Origin of the sequence: Bacillus sp. JH7 (genome assembly GCF_001563515.1) — a bacterium.
Lineage (GTDB): Bacteria > Bacillota > Bacilli > Bacillales > Bacillaceae_G > Bacillus_A > Bacillus_A cereus.
In genome coordinates this window covers 74634-90855 of sequence record NZ_LPUS01000011.1, presented here as the reverse complement: position 1 = coordinate 90855, position 16222 = coordinate 74634, and the positions used below count along the sequence as shown (strand labels likewise).

The window sequence follows — 16222 nt, the reverse complement described above, 5'->3', positions numbered from 1 at the left end:
AACTTCCCTCATTTTCACATCATAATGGTACGTTTACTTTTACGCTCGTTCGTTTATTACTACTTACAATTTTAATTGTTCCACCAACTAATTCTACTCTTTCACGCATCGTAGTCATACCTAGTGATTTCTTTTCTTTTATATTCTTTTCCACAAATCCCTTTCCTTGATCAACTATTTCTAATGATACATTTTTCTCATTCACTGTAAAATAAATCGTCGCTTCTTTTACACCTGCATGCTTACTTACATTGTTCAGTGCTTCTTGGCCTATGCGCCACAAAGCTTCTTCTACTACACGAGGTAAATCACGAACACCCGTAACTTGCTCCCTAATTTTCAGTCCCAAATTTTCACCGTACTGCTTTAGAGCTGGCAATAATCCTTTTTCTAATCCCGCCGGACGAAGCTGCCAAATTAATGTCCTCATTTCTTTCAAAGCTCCTTGCGCAAGTTCACGCATCTCATGCAAAGATTGATCTACCTTTTCATTTTTACCTTTTAAAACTGCCTCGGCGCCTTTTGTCATGAAGGTTAATGAAAATAATTTTTGCGAAACAGAATCATGTAAATCTCTTGCTAACCGATTTCTTTCTTCCATTCGTACAAGTTCACGGCGCTGCTCGTTTAACCTCAAATTCTCTATTATTAACGAAACATGGTTCGATAATGCTTGAATTACGTCTATTGTATTAGCATCAAACTCTCCATTATTCAAGCTAACACATAAAACACCAAATATATGGTTTTGAATATGTATTGGTGTAGCAATAACAGCTCGATTTAGATGTACATTATGTCCTATTTGATGTTTTATTAGAACTGGTTCATCTTGTTCTAACGCCCTCTTGGCCGCCTCTTTTACATCCTCTTGTAACTCTTCCTGAACGTAAGACGCTCGCAGAGATAATTCTTTTTCCTCCCTAATAAAAAGCGCTACTTGATTCCATTGAAATACTTCACCTACGTGATTTACCACTTTTTCAGGTAGTACATTAAACTTATGAATCGTTTTTAAATCTTGAATGAAACGCTCTAATTTCACATAATAATGTGCTCTTCTCTTTTCATTTTCATATAATTTTGTTCGCTTTAAAGCCGTACCAATTTGGAAAGCAACCGATTGGAGTAATACTAATTCTTCTTCTGAAAAATGTGTTTTACCCGGACTTGCAACATTTAACACCCCAAATTTTTCTCCCCCAGCTTTTAAAGGAACCGTAGCATGATGAAGAATGCCCTCCGTATCCCCCCAATTATATTCAATTGCATTATTAATTCTTTTACATTCAATAATATTAACGGCTCTCTCTAATTTTCCATCTACAAAACCTCGTAAACACCAACATTCACCTTCGCACATCGGGCGTTTATTTTCATATGTAAGTGCCTCTGGTAATTGATAATCAATTAACTTCGTATACTTCCCATTTTCATCCGCAAGAAAAATCCATCCTGTCGTTAAACCTGTTACACTTAGTAATTTCTCTAGGACAGCTTGCAATACATGATATGTATCATTTGATGTATTTAATGTTTCTGCAATTTCCTTTAATATAACTAATTCATTTGTACGATTATCTCGAAACATACTCAGTCTCCTGCATACAAGATTTTAAATAGCTCTTAAAATAAATCATCTACTTTTCACTTTGTACTTATTCGTAACATTGATATAATGGTGAGAACATAGTTTTCATTATATCACTCGAGGGGGCTTTCATAATGACATTAAATAAAGCACTTACTATCGCTGGTTCTGACACAAGTGGCGGTGCTGGTATACAAGCAGATTTAAAAACATTCCAAGAACTGGGCGTATACGGAATGACATCTCTTACAACAATCGTAACGATGGATCCACATAACGGTTGGGCACATAACGTATTTCCAATCCCAGCTTCTACATTAAAACCACAATTAGAAACAACAATTGAAGGTGTTGGCGTAGACGCTTTAAAAACAGGTATGCTTGGATCAGTAGAAATTATTGAAATGGTTGCAGAAACAATCGAAAAGCACAATTTCAATAATGTAGTAGTTGACCCTGTTATGGTATGTAAAGGTGCTGATGAAGCATTACATCCTGAAACGAATGACTGCTTACGTGACGTTCTTGTTCCAAAGGCATTAGTTGTAACACCAAACTTATTTGAAGCTTACCAATTAAGTGGCGTAAAGATTAATTCTCTTGAAGACATGAAAGAAGCAGCGAAAAAGATCCATGCTTTAGGTGCAAAATACGTCCTAATTAAAGGCGGTAGCAAACTTGGTACGGAAACTGCAATCGACGTCCTATATGATGGAGAAACATTCGACCTTCTAGAATCAGAAAAAATTGATACGACAAATACACACGGCGCAGGTTGCACATATTCTGCTGCAATTACAGCAGAACTTGCAAAAGGAAAACCTGTGAAAGAAGCAGTAAAAACTGCTAAAGAATTCATCACAGCTGCTATTCGTTACTCATTCAAAATTAACGAATACGTAGGTCCAACTCACCATGGTGCATATCGTAAATTTGTTGTATCAAAAGAACTTGTCTAATATATAAATAAAAAACACTCACAAAGTTCATACATTGCCTCTGTGAGTGTTTTTTATAAGCTTTATGTCTTCTGGTCATCTTATCTTTAAGATACAGAGCTGACCTTATTTCTACCATTTCGTTTCGAGTAGTATAACGCATCATCTGCCGCTTGAATAAATTGCTCCGGTGATCCTTCATATTCTGAAACCCCCACCGAAACTGTAATTTTTATTTTCGTTTCATCTAACAATTGAAATGAGTGACTTTCAACAGCTGTACGAATTTGCTCGCCCGTAAGAATTCCGTAAGCTAATCCCTTATTCGGTATCAAAAGCGCAAACTCCTCTCCACCCTTTCGAAAAGCCAAATCTGGAAATTGTGAAGTTTCTCGTAAAATACATCCTACTTGTTTTAGCACTTCGTCTCCTGCAGGATGCCCGTACGTATCATTTACATACTTAAAGTGGTCAATATCTATAAGTAGTAAACAAAACGAATCATTTTTCATGTTCTTATTACTAATATGACGATTCATCTCTAAATCAAACTGTCTTACGTTTCCTAAACCTGTCAATGCATCTATCGTTGCGTATTGTTTCATCTTTTGAAATAACTCATTGGATTGTAAAACATAATTTGCACTTATGAATGTTATGTAACCTGTAATAATACTAGAAATTAAATATAATCCCACTATGTGGATCTCTTTAATTAACCATATATATAACGCTGGGATTAGAATAGATAAAATATATGTGTGTAACCATACCCACTTTCCCCCTAAAGAAAGCTTCATGCGCGAAATAAAGATACTCCCTATTCCTATCGCAATGATTGTATAAAAAGCCACTTGAGAAGCTAATGAATAATCCATAAACAACAGCCTAGTTACTAAAATCATACCAATTGTTATGGTACTCGCTATCGGTCCTCCAATAATAACAGCTAGAATAACAGCTAAGTAGCGTAAATCCAATAGAATGGTACCAACACGAACACTGAAATACATTAATACTATACCTAGTATCCCAGTAAAAATGCCTACTACACATTTCTGCCCAAAAGAGAATCCTTCTTTTAACGGCTTATCCCTTAAAAGCTGACCTCCAATAAAAATAAAGGAAAGAATAATTGTTGTATTTACAAATAAGTCCCTTAACATAAAATAATCTCCCTACTTTTCCATCTATCCCCTTCCTCACCTTATTGTATACGAAATACCTTTAATTCCCAAATATTTTGTTTATTTTTGCTGTTCCACGTGAAACAGCAAAAAAATAAAAAGAGCGAAAACTCGCCCTTTTTCATTAACAACAGCGTGATATTTTTCCACCCTTTGCATTAAATCTTGCTTCTTGTGCCTCAGCAAAAAATTGCTTTTGACATACAACCTCTTCTTCAGGATGATGCTTTTTCATATGCTCCACATATACTTCATAACTTGGTACTCCAACGAGCAAACTAATAAAGCGTTTTCTTTCACCCCATACTTGCCACAACTTTTTAAGCATAGTTCCTCGACTCACTTTCATCTCTAGGAATATATGGTGCCTCTTTTAACGGCATTGGCTTATTTCTTAATACTTGGATCCAAATTCGAAGTGCTGAAATTAACACAGCGATTACAACTATCATAAAAATTCCGCAAAGCGCTGCATCGATATAATCATTGAAAATAATTTGCTTCATTTGAGCGACATTTTTAGCTGGCGCTAACACTTTTCCCTCATCTAATGCTCCCTGAAATACCTTTGCATGCGATAGAAATCCAATTTTAGGATTTTCATGAAATAGCTTTTGATATCCCGCCGTCATCGTTACAATCAGCAACCCGATAGTTGGAATAAGTGTTACCCAAACGTACGCCTTTTTTCCCATTTTAAACAAAATTGTCGTTCCAAGTAATAATGCAATACCTGCTAGCATTTGATTTGCAATACCGAAAAGTGGCCATAATGTATTAATTCCACCGAGCGGATCTATTACCCCTTGGTATAAGAAATATCCCCACCCTAATACACATAATGTTGTAGCGATTACATTCGCTAATGTAGAATCCGTTTTCCCAAATGGCTTATATACATGTCCTAAAATATCTTGAATCATAAATCGGCCGACACGCGTTCCGGCATCAATTGTTGTTAAAATGAATAGAGCTTCAAAGAGAATCGCAAAATGATACCAAAATGCCATCATGGCTGTTCCACCTATTACTTGTGAGAAAATATATGCCATACCTATCGCTAATGTTGGCGCACCACCTGTACGTGATAAAATTGTTTGCTCTCCAACATTTACAGCGAGATCTTTTAGTTCATTTGGTGTAATAGCAAATCCCCATGAGGAAATAACTTGAGCTGCCTGCGAAACATCTGTACCGATAAGTGCTGCGGGGCTATTAATTGCAAAATACGTTCCCGGTGTTAATACACAAGCTGCAATCATCGCCATCGCTGCTACAAACGACTCCATTAACATTGCTCCATAACCGATTGGCTGTGCGTGTCCCTCTTGCTCGATCATCTTCGGCGTCGTACCTGATGAAACGAGAGCATGGAATCCAGACACTGCACCACAAGCAATAGTAATAAATAAGAACGGGAATAAGTTTCCAGAAAACACAGGACCAGTTCCATCAATAAATTTCGAAACTGCTGGCATTTGTAAATCTGGTGCTACAATTAAGATACCGATTGCTAACCCTACAATTGTTCCGACTTTTAAAAATGTACTTAAATAATCACGTGGTGCTAAAAGCATCCAAACTGGTAATGCCGATGCGATAAATCCATATACAATAAGCATAATAGCAATTGTTTCACCACTAAATGTGAACATACTTGCAAGTGTTGGATTTTCTGCTACATACTGTCCTCCAACAAGAGATAAAATAAGTAGGATAATACCAATTACTGATCCTTCTCCAACACGACCAGGCCTAATATAGCGCATATAAACTCCCATTAAAATAGCGATAGGAATCGTTGCTGCTATCGTAAACATTCCCCAAGGACTTCCGATTAGTGCCTTTACTACGACTAACGCTAATACTGCTAATAAAATAATCATAATTCCTAAAATACCTATCATTGCAATTAGTCCTGTAACAGGTCCAATCTCATCTTTAATCATTTCTCCTAACGATTTACCATTACGTCTCATCGAAGCAAATAAAATGACAAAATCTTGGACAGCCCCCGCAACAACTACCCCAACAATAATCCAAATGGTTCCTGGTAAATATCCCATTTGTGCTGCTAAAATCGGTCCTACTAAAGGTCCCGCCCCAGCAATCGCTGCAAAGTGATGTCCAAACAATACCCACTTATTTGTTGGAACATAGTCTTTCCCATCGTTTAATGTATGGGCTGGTGTTTGCCGATTATCATCTAAATTAAAAACCTTTCTCGCTATAAATCTACTATAAAAGCGGTAAGCAACTGCATATACACATACGGCAGCTACTAAGAGCCATACAGCATTAATGGTTTCACCTTGTGATAAAGCTATTACCCCAAAAGCACCTGCTCCTACTGCTGTAATAACGCCCCAAAGTAAGATCGATTTCAATGTCTTCACATACAATTCCCCCAATACTATTTCTTAGTGGAGATTGTACTAAATTTTCTGAATATTTAACTTGAATCCTCCCTATCATGAAGGATTTTCAGTTTATCATGTTAAATTACTCTCATTACCTACTATAATTCAATGTTATTTCGAAGGCGTTTTACATAATTACGACTGACTGGAATCGGTTGCTCATCATACCTATCTAAATACAAATTATACGTGCCATTATAATACGGTTTCAGTTCTTTTACATATGACATATTAATTAAATAGCTTTTATGTACACGTAAAAAATCATATGCATTTAGCTTATTTTCTAATTCCTGAAGTGTATATGTTGAAATATACTGATTATTCGTTGTGTAAATTGAAACAGTTTTATTTTCTTTATTTTTACTTACATATACGATATCTTCTGGAAGAATATATCGTATACCCTCTTGACTTTCTATCGGTAGTTTTCGCAAATAACTCTTTGCTTTCTCACCTTGTTCTTTACCTATTTTATATAAAAGAAATTGTAAATCTTCTTCACGAAATGGTCGCAATAAATAATAAAATGCTTGGAAACGAAAGGCTGTAATAGATTCTTCTATGTTTTCACCTACAAAAATAAATTTTGTATAGCAATTTATTTCTCGTAATAAACTTGCATATTCAAAACCAGTACCATCTAGTAATTTGGAACTTAAAAAAACAAAGTCTGGTATATGTTTTTTCATCATAAATAAAGATTCTGTTCCTGTCTTTGCTTCAAAACATTCTACATTTCTCATATTTTCAGTGAAATTTTCAGCTAACTCTCTTCTCTCTTCTGCCTCTTCCATGATTAGTAAAATTTTCATTTCTTCAACCACCTAATTCTTTGTCCATATGTCCTGTTGTATACATTCGCTTTTATAAGAAATAATCCCTTTTTCTTACTATACCATTATTTATCTAAAAAAACAGAAAAAAGGAAACCACTTCGGTTTCCTCTCCCCTTTTATCCCGCACTAACTGCCTATAAAGAGCCGAGTAGTGTAGGATAATAAACGGTCAGGGATACGTTTAAATTTTCACTTTATACTAATTCTCGTTGCTTCGTTTCCTGTCCAAGTATTATTACAGCGAATACACCAATTAAAATTGATCCACAGAAAATCGTAAATATTAATGATAGTGAAGCTTCTGAAGCAACTAAATATCCCACTAATAGTGGCCCAAGAATACCACCAATACGACCAAATGCTGCTGCCATTCCTGCACCTGTACCACGAATAACCGTTGGATACTGCTCAGGTGTATAGGCGTATAATGCTCCCCAAGCACCTAAGTTAAAGAAGGATAGTAACATACCTGCCACGATTAATACTGTTAATGAATCCGCAACCCCAAACAAATAAGCACTGCAAGCTGTCCCGATTAAATACGTAACCAAAACAAATTTACGACCGAGACGTTCAATAAACCAAGCAGCTGTGAAATATCCTGGAAGTTGAGCTAATGTCATAATAAGTACGTATTGGAAACTTTTTATTAAACTAAATCCTTTTAGCACCATTACACTCGGTAACCAAAGAAACATTCCATAATAGGAAAAAACAACACAAAACCATAGAATCCATAGCATAATTGTTGCTTTACGATATTCCCCAGACCAAACTGATTTTATATTTTCAATAACAGATGGCCTTTTTTCAACTTTTTGGAACCTTGGGGAATCCGGTAAATTCCATCTTAAATATAAAGCATATAATGCTGGAACTGCACTCAATACCATCGCAACTTCCCAACCATATTTAGGAATAACAAAATACGAGATAAGAGCTGCAATTAGCCATCCACCTGCCCAAAAACTTTCTAATAACACAACAATTTTCCCACGCTCATGCGCTTCAACACTCTCTGATACTAGTGTAGAGGCAACCGGAAGCTCTCCGCCAAGCCCCATACCAATTAAAAAGCGTAAAACGAGAAACATCGCAAGTGTCGTTGTTAATGCAGTTAAACCACTACCGATAGAAAATAATAATAATGTAATAATAAAGACTGATTTTCGCCCTATTTTATCTGATAGTATCCCAAAAATAAGCGCTCCTACTGCCATGCCGATTGAGTTAATACTGCCTATCCAGCCCATTTCTTGCGTACTTAATCCCCAATCCTTTTGCAAGGCTACCATTACAAATGAAAGCATTCCAACATCCATTGCATCAAATAGCCATCCAAGCCCAGCTATACCAAGCAGTTTGCGCTTCGAAATTTCTTTTACCTTGCCCACTAGAAGTCCTCCTCACACAGGTGTCTTTACACATCATTTTACATGTGTGAATTGTATAAGTAAAATACTTTTGTGTAAAAAATTCTCCTTCATCATTCCCAAAAAGTAAAACGTCTATCCCGATTGGTGAGAGCTAATAATCAGTGGGGATGCCTCACTGATTAAAGTTTCAATTTATTAAAAATGAACAAATAAAAAAAGCAGCGATATTTCGCTACTTTTTCGAACGCATTACTTCTTTTAAAAATTCCGCTAATACTAACTGACGACGCCAGCGTGTTGGATTACTGCATAATCTATAAAACCACTCTAAATGAATCGCTTGAATCCATTTTGGTGCGCGTTTTACCTCTCCAGCCCATACGTCTAAACTTCCACCCACTCCAACAGCCATTTTCGTTTCTAAACGATGCTTATTGTTTTGGATAAAGTTCTCTTGTCTCGGGAAACCAAGTGCAACAAGTAATAAATCTGGTTTTGCTTCTTGAATGCGAGAAATAATATTCTCTTCGTCTTCTTGTTTAAAATAACCATCTTGTATACCAGCGATGGATACAGCTGAATATGTCTTTGTTAAATGATCTGCTGCAGCTTGTACAACATGCGGCTTTGCACCTAATAAGAAAACAGATACCGGCTTACTATCTTCTGATAACTTCGCAAGTAAATTACACATTAAATCAAAACCTGCTACACGTTCTTTTAAAGGTGTACCAAGCATCCCGCTTGCCTTTACAACCCCAATACCATCAGGTGTAATTAAATCTGTATTCAATAATGTTTGATAGAACTTTTCATCCTTTTTTGCGCACATAACAATTTCAGGGTTTGCTGTTACTACCTGAAACGTATGAGTTCGCTCCGCTTCTAGTTGTTCTTTTAAATATTGGACCGTTTCATCCATTGTCATTGTAGAAAAAGGAACGCCTAGAATATCAACTGTTTGTACTGCCATAGTTAACTATCCTCTCTATCATTACAAGTTTTTCGCTATTAATTGCTTATATGTTTCCTTTGTATCTTCATATAGTTTTTGAAGTGAGAAGTTCATAGTAGCATGCTCATAAATATGTTTACCCATTGCTGCTAACTCTCCAGTTTTCCACTTATCATACGCTTCTTCTAAAGCTAATGCTAATGCCTTTCCATCACCTGTCGGCACAATCCATCCGTAAGTTTCATCTACGATTAATGGTTCAATTTCTCCAGCCCTAGTCACAATTGATGGTACGCGCTGATTTGCCGCTTCTAATAAAACTAGTGGGAACCCTTCACTATGGGAAGTTAATAAATTTACATGTGACGACGCAAATAATTGTTTTACATCTTGACGATGTCCTAAAAACTCTACTTTATCGTTAATCCCTTTTTCAGTAGCTAATGACTTTAGATTTTCTTCTAATGGGCCATCGCCAACTAATAATACTTTAATTTTCTCTAATTTTGTTTGTTGTAACGCATCGAATAAAACTTCATGTCCTTTGACAGGATGTAATCGTGCTACTTGAATTGCCGTAAATACATCTTCATCAATATTGAACATTTCTTTTTTATTATAGCCTTCTGCTTTTTCCTTATCGTATTCAATTCCATTATAAATAACATGCATCTTTTCATTTGAAATACCTAATGCTGCCAGGCTTTTTTTCAATCTATTTGTTACAACGAAAAATAAGTCTATATTTTTTAAGGCTTTCAAATTTAATTTCGTAAAAATCCAACCTTTTAAGCCCTGTTTAGTAAAGTCTTGAAATGGATCACTATGAATAGTCGTTACCCATTTTGCCTTTATTCTCTTTTTCATTAAAGAAACATAGAAATTAGCCCTAGGGCCATGTGTATGAACTACATCAAATTTTTCTTTATTAATAAATTCACTTATATTCTTTAAAATGGATAAATCATAGCGCGATTTTTGTGAAAACACATGGACTTTTATCCCTAACTCCCTTGCTTCCTTCGCAACAATTCCATCTTCAAATACTGCTAATTCTACTTCACCAGCTGAAAACTGATCGAGAAGTGAAATAATATGTGTTTTCCCTCCCCCATCTTCTGCTCCTGCATTCATATGCAATATTCTCATATTTTTTCCTCCTTTAAATCCTCGCTACGTTTCCATCTATTTTTATTTTACTGTACTAAAAAATAAAAGCTAACAAAAGTTAGCTTTTATTTTTATCATTCAATTTCTAGGTCTACTATTAGATAAGCTAACACCACTACAAAGTAAATACCAACTCCTGGTGCTGTTAAAATATGTCCTGCAATATAAGCAATACCTAACGCTAACAATAAGCTTGCTGAAATCATTCCATATTTTATATTAAATATGTCCTTAAATCTCGTAGCAAATGCTAGTAGAATTCTTAGCCCGTAATAAATAAATGGAATCATTAGTAATACAAAGCCAATAATCCCGAAATCATAAAACCAATCATGGAAGTCCATTTCAATTAGTTTTGGATCTGGCTGCTTTTGTTCATTGTATTTAAAGTTACCTGCATAACCCATTCCTAATAACTTTTGTGACATTGGCGCTTCTTTAAAGAACTGCTTATGTCTTTCTTCATATACTTGACGTCCACTGAAAATAAGATTTTCTTGATTTTCTTTCTTTTGCTCTTTCTCAAGCTCTTTCTTAACTTCCTCTTCTATCTTCGCCTTTTCTTCTGGCTTTTCAACTTTATGGTGATTTTCTTCTTTTTCTTTAAGTTCTTGCTCTTTTTTCAGCTTCTCTTTAATTTCTTTTTCTTTTTGACCTTGCTGCGCCACATTTTGCTCTGATAAATAATTATTGTGAATACCCATATTTTGTGCTAATGGCGTTTGTTTAAACGTTCCAACTACACCAGCTAATAGGACAATAGCAATTACTGCATTAAGCGCAAGGGATTTTTTGTTCGGATTTTTTCTATCAAATAATAATTGTAGTACAATGATTCCGATTGCTGCCGCTAACGTAGCACCAATTGAGCCCATCCCTACTTTTGTACCAACTTGAATTAGCGAATAAATCATTAAAAGTGATGGAATCCAATATAAAATGTGTTTCCAGCTCTTTGTTTTTTGAATAGAATATAGTACCACAATAGGGAAAATAATAGCTAAGATTGAACCTAGTTCATTCCCTGCATAGAACCAACCTCGAGAACCAACCTTCATCCATTCATAACTACCAAAGTCAGTAGATGTTGAAATAGAAATAACCATAATTGCGTTAATGATTAATGTAGAATATACAATACTATTTCGAACCTTATCACTAATATTAACTGTCTTTTTCAATGATTTTAAAGCTAAAATGTATGATCCCAGCATGATATATATATATAATGCTTTTGCAACGAATTTAACTTCTTCACTAAGTACAATAGGATCCTTAACTAGTTTGTTATTAATAAATCCTATTCCTAAAACTCCGGCTAATAATATAAGATAAATTAAAAACTTTCTATTTTCCTTCTCTTTTGCCTGAATTAAAATATAAATGCCACCAACAGCCATAATAAGGAATCTTACTAAAATTCCAACGGTAGCATTTGACTTTAATAAAGTGATGCTAAGAGACGTTAATAAATCTAAAACAGGCTGTAAAATAATAAAAAAGAGCAAAAAACGCTCAAATCTAACCCTAGCTTGATTTGCTAACATTCCAAGACCTCCATACAAAATCTTAACATTATCTTTTAATCATAATTTATTATCGTTAAAACACACCTAGCAATTATAACATAACTCATATTTAAATTGAGAACTATTTTTATACCGAAACTAGCCACTCTACCTTAAGTAGTACTAGAAAATATTATCCTTTAGCTATCCTTCCCTATCTCTATAAAAACTATCTAACACTCTTCTACTTATTATCAGCATTATAGTAACATTCATTAATTATTATATTAATATATATAATTTAATAATTACAAAATGACATCTACTCAGCTATCCCACAACTAAAGGTTAACCTTGCTTCATTTTTCCCTAAACATTTTCAAACGCTTTCTTTATGTATTTTATCCGTTTTTCTACATGTAACGAAAAGTAATTGTTATTTCCAATACTTTAGTGTATATTTTTTCTCTGGAACATCTTTAAGAGGAAGGGATTAAGGCCATGTTATTAATCGATATATTTACGTTTCTTGGCATTATCGCCGCTGCCATTTCTGGTACATTAGTTGGTTTAAAAAAAGATTTAGATTTATTTGGTGTCCTTTGTTTAGCTGTAGCTACTGCGCTCGGCGGCGGTATTATTCGTGATATTATGATCGGTAACCTGCCCCCTGTCGCATTTGTAAAACCCATTTACTTTTTCGTAAGTGTATTATCAGCATTATTTACTTGTATGTTTTTTGAACGCATCAATAAACTTCAAGTCGTTATTATGCTTTCTGATGCTGTTGGCTTAGGCGTTTTTACAGCTATTGGTGCAAATGCGGCAATGTCACATCATGTTGACGCCTCATTTCTAGTTGTTTCAATGGGAGTCATTACAGGTATTGGAGGCGGTATTTTGCGTGACATTTGTGCTCAAGATATCCCTTACGTATTCCGAAAAGAAATTTACGCAATCGCTTCTATCTTAGGAGCAATTAGCTTCCTAATCACACACGCTATGGGGGCGCACGTATTAGCTTTCTATGTTTGTTTATTAGTAACATTCGTTATTCGTGTCGTCACTGTAATATATAATGTGCATTTCCCTGTTTTCTTTAAAACACATGCTAAAATTAATAAAGGCCATTAAGAGAATTCTATCTAGAATTCTCTTAATTTATGTACTATTCAACAAACTAATATAGAGTAATTATATATAAGCATATATAATTACTCTATATTAGTTTTAAAATTGAAAACGTTTTATATACAGGGGGAAGAATGATGCTTGGGGTTTTCAAAAAAAATATTAATAAAACAAACGCCAGTATAATCGAATTAAGTAAAGAGCAACAAATAACTTTTAATGTACCTACTAATTCTGAATTGAAAATTCAAATGGATATGCTACATATTTCAAAAGAAGATTTACAAGTTGTAAAAATACTACAGCCTTTTATTTATGCAGAAATTGATTGGATTACTGAAAAATTCTATGCCAACATTACAAAACAACCTAATTTAATTACTATTATTGAACGTTACAGCTCTATTCCAAAACTAAAACAAACTTTAAAAACACATATTAAAGAATTATTCAGCGGCAATATGCATGAAGATTTTATTGAACAGCGTGTTAGGATTGCCAAAAGGCATGTACAAATTGGTTTACATCGAAAATGGTATACTGCTGCTTATCAAGAATTATTCCGCTCTATCATGAAGATTTTGCAAACAAAAATAACAACAATCGATGATTTTTCCTATTCTATAAATGTCATAAATAAATTATTCACTCTTGAACAAGAACTTGTTCTTGCAGCTTATGAATCTGAATATGAAAGAATGCAAAAAGAGCATGAGAAAGAAAAAGAATTAACTGCTATGACAATTACGCATATCGCAACAGAACTAGCTGCTGTATCTGAAAAAACAAGCTCTTCTATTCAAAAACTAACCGCCAAATCTGAAACTATTGTAGAGATTGCTAAAACAGGTACATCATTAGCTACAACATCTGAAGAAAAAGCAAATAAAGGGAAAGAACAATTAAACCAGCAGAATAAACGAATGGGATCTATTCAAATGAATATGGAAACGATTATTACAGATACTCATGAACTTCTCAATATTTCTAACAAAATTAATGAAATCATAGATATTGTTAAATCGATTGCGGAGCAAACAAATTTACTCGCACTAAACGCTGCTATCGAGTCTGCACGTGCTGGAGAATTTGGGAAGGGGTTTTCTGTTGTTGCTGGTGAAATTCGAAAATTATCAGAGCAAACGAAAGAATCTATATTTAACGTTACAAAGCTCGTCGAAAAAACAAATGAACAAATTACTCGTGTCTCGTCTTCCGTGAAACAAATTAGCTCTCTCGTATCGGAAGGAACGGATAGTATGTCGGCAACAGATCGATACTTCCAAGAAATTGTAAAAGATATGTCTAACTCAAAAGAACAGAATAAGAAAATTGAACACGAACTACAAGCTATTTCACAAGTAATGAAAGGAATTCAAGATGATTCCTCACAAATGGCTCTAACAGCCGATAATTTGCAACTAGAACTAAATCGATAAGATAAAGTAAAACTTTAATCAGTGGGGGGTTGTTCATTTCCCACTGATTATTAGCCCTCACTAATCAGGCTTTTACGGGCAGCAGGGCCCCACCTAATTTCTTTGTTTTCGCTGAATTTTAAGATGGGGGTCTTACTTCCTGGAAAATAGCGGCATAAAATTCAGGTCAGGCATACTTTTCATCTGCACTGACTATTAAATTTCATCTTCCATCAAAAAAAGAATCCAGAATGGATTCTTTTTATTTTCTGAAAAATATTTTTTGACAATACACATAACCCATATAAACACCAAAGCTCTGCAAAATAAACAATGCCGGCATAATTACATTGTAATATACCATATCTACTTGGAAGAGCCTTAGCAATACGTAGCCACTAATTAAAAATAAGAACAACATATATCCCTCATTTTGTTGTTTCTTAATAAGGAAGTGTAATAGAGCTATAGTCATAAACAATGTTACGGCTATATATATCAGTTTTTCACATTTGAAAAGAATAGAATTTATCCCCTCATCTGAAAACTGATTTATCATCGGTTCTAAAAGTTTAAATCTTTCTCCCTCAATCTCTTTTAACTTTTGATCAATATGCTCTGTTACACTTTGATTTTTCGATATTTTTTCCCCATGTTTCGTTTTTCCAATTAAGACAGATTGAACATATGTCTCATTCGCAATCGTATATTGTGATAATCCCATTGTCTTAATTCCATAATTCACACCAAAATGAGCACTATAAAACAGAATAAGTATCCCTATCATCTTTAGTAACACTTTCTGTTTCGTTGCTGATTGAAATACTTCAATTAATAATACATATACCGTGATAAAAATAGGAATAAATAGTCCCATTGGGAAAATCATATTACTAAATGCAAATAAAATCGCTGAAAACACCCACATATAAAGATGATCTAATCCTTTATATAAAAGTATGTAACAAGCAAAATAAAATAAAAATATTGCAAGTGACTCAGGAGTTAATACGGAACTCATGAATATGTTTGGAATATACAGAGCATAAAATATAGAAGCAATACGACCGCATTCTTCTCCAAAAACCATTACCGCAATACGATAAATAAAAAATGTGGTTCCTGCGCAAAATAACACATTAAATAGTTGTAAAGCGAATAATGTATCACCAAATATACGAATAATTACTGACTCATATATAATAAAAGGCAAATGAGTTACAGTCCCTATATTATTACCAATTGCAATCTGCTTTGCAGACTCATACATCACTTTCATATCACCTATTATTGGAGCGTCTACAAATAACAGCATACTAAGCCTCACAACTATAGATATACTTATAAGAAAAATAAGAAATTGTTTATCTGTAAAACGATATTGTAGAATTGATGCCACTAACAAAATGAGTATGACGAAAATTGCCAATATGATTGTTACACTTGTTGTACTTCCTCCAAAGAATTGCTTACTTGTCTCAAATGCTGCCCAACAACTATAAACAAAAAATGCGAGCATCGCACCGATCATAATTTTATTGAAGAAAGATGAAAAATTTGTTTGTATATGATTCATATGTCCATTGCACCTCTATTTCCATTCATAACAAAACGATTCTATCATGAATGGGTACACGGCTGATAGAGAATTTCTATGACAAATACATAGTCATTACTTTTTACTTGCAA

At 34.4% G+C, this 16222-nt stretch carries 13 protein-coding genes; 3 read left to right on the top strand and 10 right to left on the bottom strand.

Going from position 1 to position 16222, the window contains the following annotated elements; translation table 11 throughout:
• Positions 1–19: 19 nt before the first annotated feature.
• A complete protein-coding gene (locus AU379_RS17840; protein ID WP_000488144.1) occupies positions 20–1591 on the bottom strand; it encodes a GAF domain-containing sensor histidine kinase in 1572 nt (523 codons plus the stop codon).
• Positions 1592–1725: 134 nt separating this feature from the next.
• Here AU379_RS17840 and pdxK point away from each other — a divergent pair, with 134 nt between their 5' ends.
• Complete coding sequence (gene pdxK, locus AU379_RS17835) at positions 1726–2550, top strand: pyridoxine/pyridoxal/pyridoxamine kinase (protein ID WP_000174264.1); 825 nt, start codon at positions 1726–1728, stop codon at positions 2548–2550.
• Positions 2551–2636: 86 nt separating this feature from the next.
• On the opposite strand, the gene AU379_RS17830 is transcribed toward pdxK, so the two are convergent.
• The 8 genes from AU379_RS17830 to AU379_RS17795 all read right to left on the bottom strand — a co-directional run bounded on the left by AU379_RS17830 (position 2637) and on the right by AU379_RS17795 (position 12023).
• A complete protein-coding gene (locus tag AU379_RS17830; RefSeq protein ID WP_000942901.1) occupies positions 2637–3695 on the bottom strand; it encodes a diguanylate cyclase in 1059 nt (352 codons plus the stop codon).
• A 145-nt stretch (positions 3696–3840) separates the two neighbouring features.
• Positions 3841–4044 carry a YbdD/YjiX family protein gene (locus AU379_RS17825; protein WP_000914504.1) on the bottom strand — a complete coding sequence of 68 codons (204 nt, stop codon included), beginning with the start codon at positions 4042–4044 and terminating at the stop codon, positions 3841–3843.
• A complete protein-coding gene (gene cstA / locus AU379_RS17820) occupies positions 4037–6112 on the bottom strand; it encodes a carbon starvation protein CstA (protein WP_000854310.1) in 2076 nt (691 codons plus the stop codon). Before cstA ends, AU379_RS17825 begins: the two co-directional genes overlap by 8 nt.
• A 122-nt stretch (positions 6113–6234) precedes the next feature.
• On the bottom strand, positions 6235–6951 hold the full coding sequence (locus AU379_RS17815; RefSeq protein WP_000698256.1) for a LytTR family DNA-binding domain-containing protein: 717 nt from the start codon (positions 6949–6951) through the stop codon (positions 6235–6237).
• A 218-nt stretch (positions 6952–7169) separates the two neighbouring features.
• A complete protein-coding gene (locus AU379_RS17810) occupies positions 7170–8369 on the bottom strand; it encodes an MFS transporter (RefSeq protein WP_000521077.1) in 1200 nt (399 codons plus the stop codon).
• Positions 8370–8583: 214 nt separating this feature from the next.
• Positions 8584–9324 carry a WecB/TagA/CpsF family glycosyltransferase gene (locus tag AU379_RS17805; protein WP_000290748.1) on the bottom strand — a complete coding sequence of 247 codons (741 nt, stop codon included), beginning with the start codon at positions 9322–9324 and terminating at the stop codon, positions 8584–8586.
• Positions 9325–9345: 21 nt separating this feature from the next.
• Positions 9346–10455, bottom strand: a complete 1110-nt coding sequence (locus AU379_RS17800; RefSeq protein ID WP_061139575.1) for a glycosyltransferase family 4 protein — start codon at positions 10453–10455, stop codon at positions 9346–9348.
• 95 nt (positions 10456–10550) lie between these two features.
• Entirely contained in the window at positions 10551–12023 is a 1473-nt protein-coding gene (locus AU379_RS17795) for an O-antigen ligase family protein (RefSeq protein WP_000880764.1), read from the bottom strand.
• Positions 12024–12485: 462 nt separating this feature from the next.
• Between AU379_RS17795 and AU379_RS17790 the strand changes: the two genes are divergently transcribed.
• Together AU379_RS17790 and AU379_RS17785 are read left to right on the top strand one after the other, a co-directional pair.
• Positions 12486–13118 carry a trimeric intracellular cation channel family protein gene (locus AU379_RS17790; RefSeq protein ID WP_000924371.1) on the top strand — a complete coding sequence of 211 codons (633 nt, stop codon included), beginning with the start codon at positions 12486–12488 and terminating at the stop codon, positions 13116–13118.
• Positions 13119–13252: 134 nt separating this feature from the next.
• Positions 13253–14554, top strand: a complete 1302-nt coding sequence (locus tag AU379_RS17785; RefSeq protein ID WP_048568678.1) for a globin-coupled sensor protein — start codon at positions 13253–13255, stop codon at positions 14552–14554.
• Between the two features lie 241 nt (positions 14555–14795).
• On the opposite strand, the gene AU379_RS17780 is transcribed toward AU379_RS17785, so the two are convergent.
• Positions 14796–16109 (bottom strand): glycosyltransferase family 39 protein, encoded by a 1314-nt coding sequence (locus AU379_RS17780; protein WP_061139574.1) that lies wholly within the window; start codon positions 16107–16109, stop codon positions 14796–14798.
• Positions 16110–16222 lie beyond the last annotated feature (113 nt).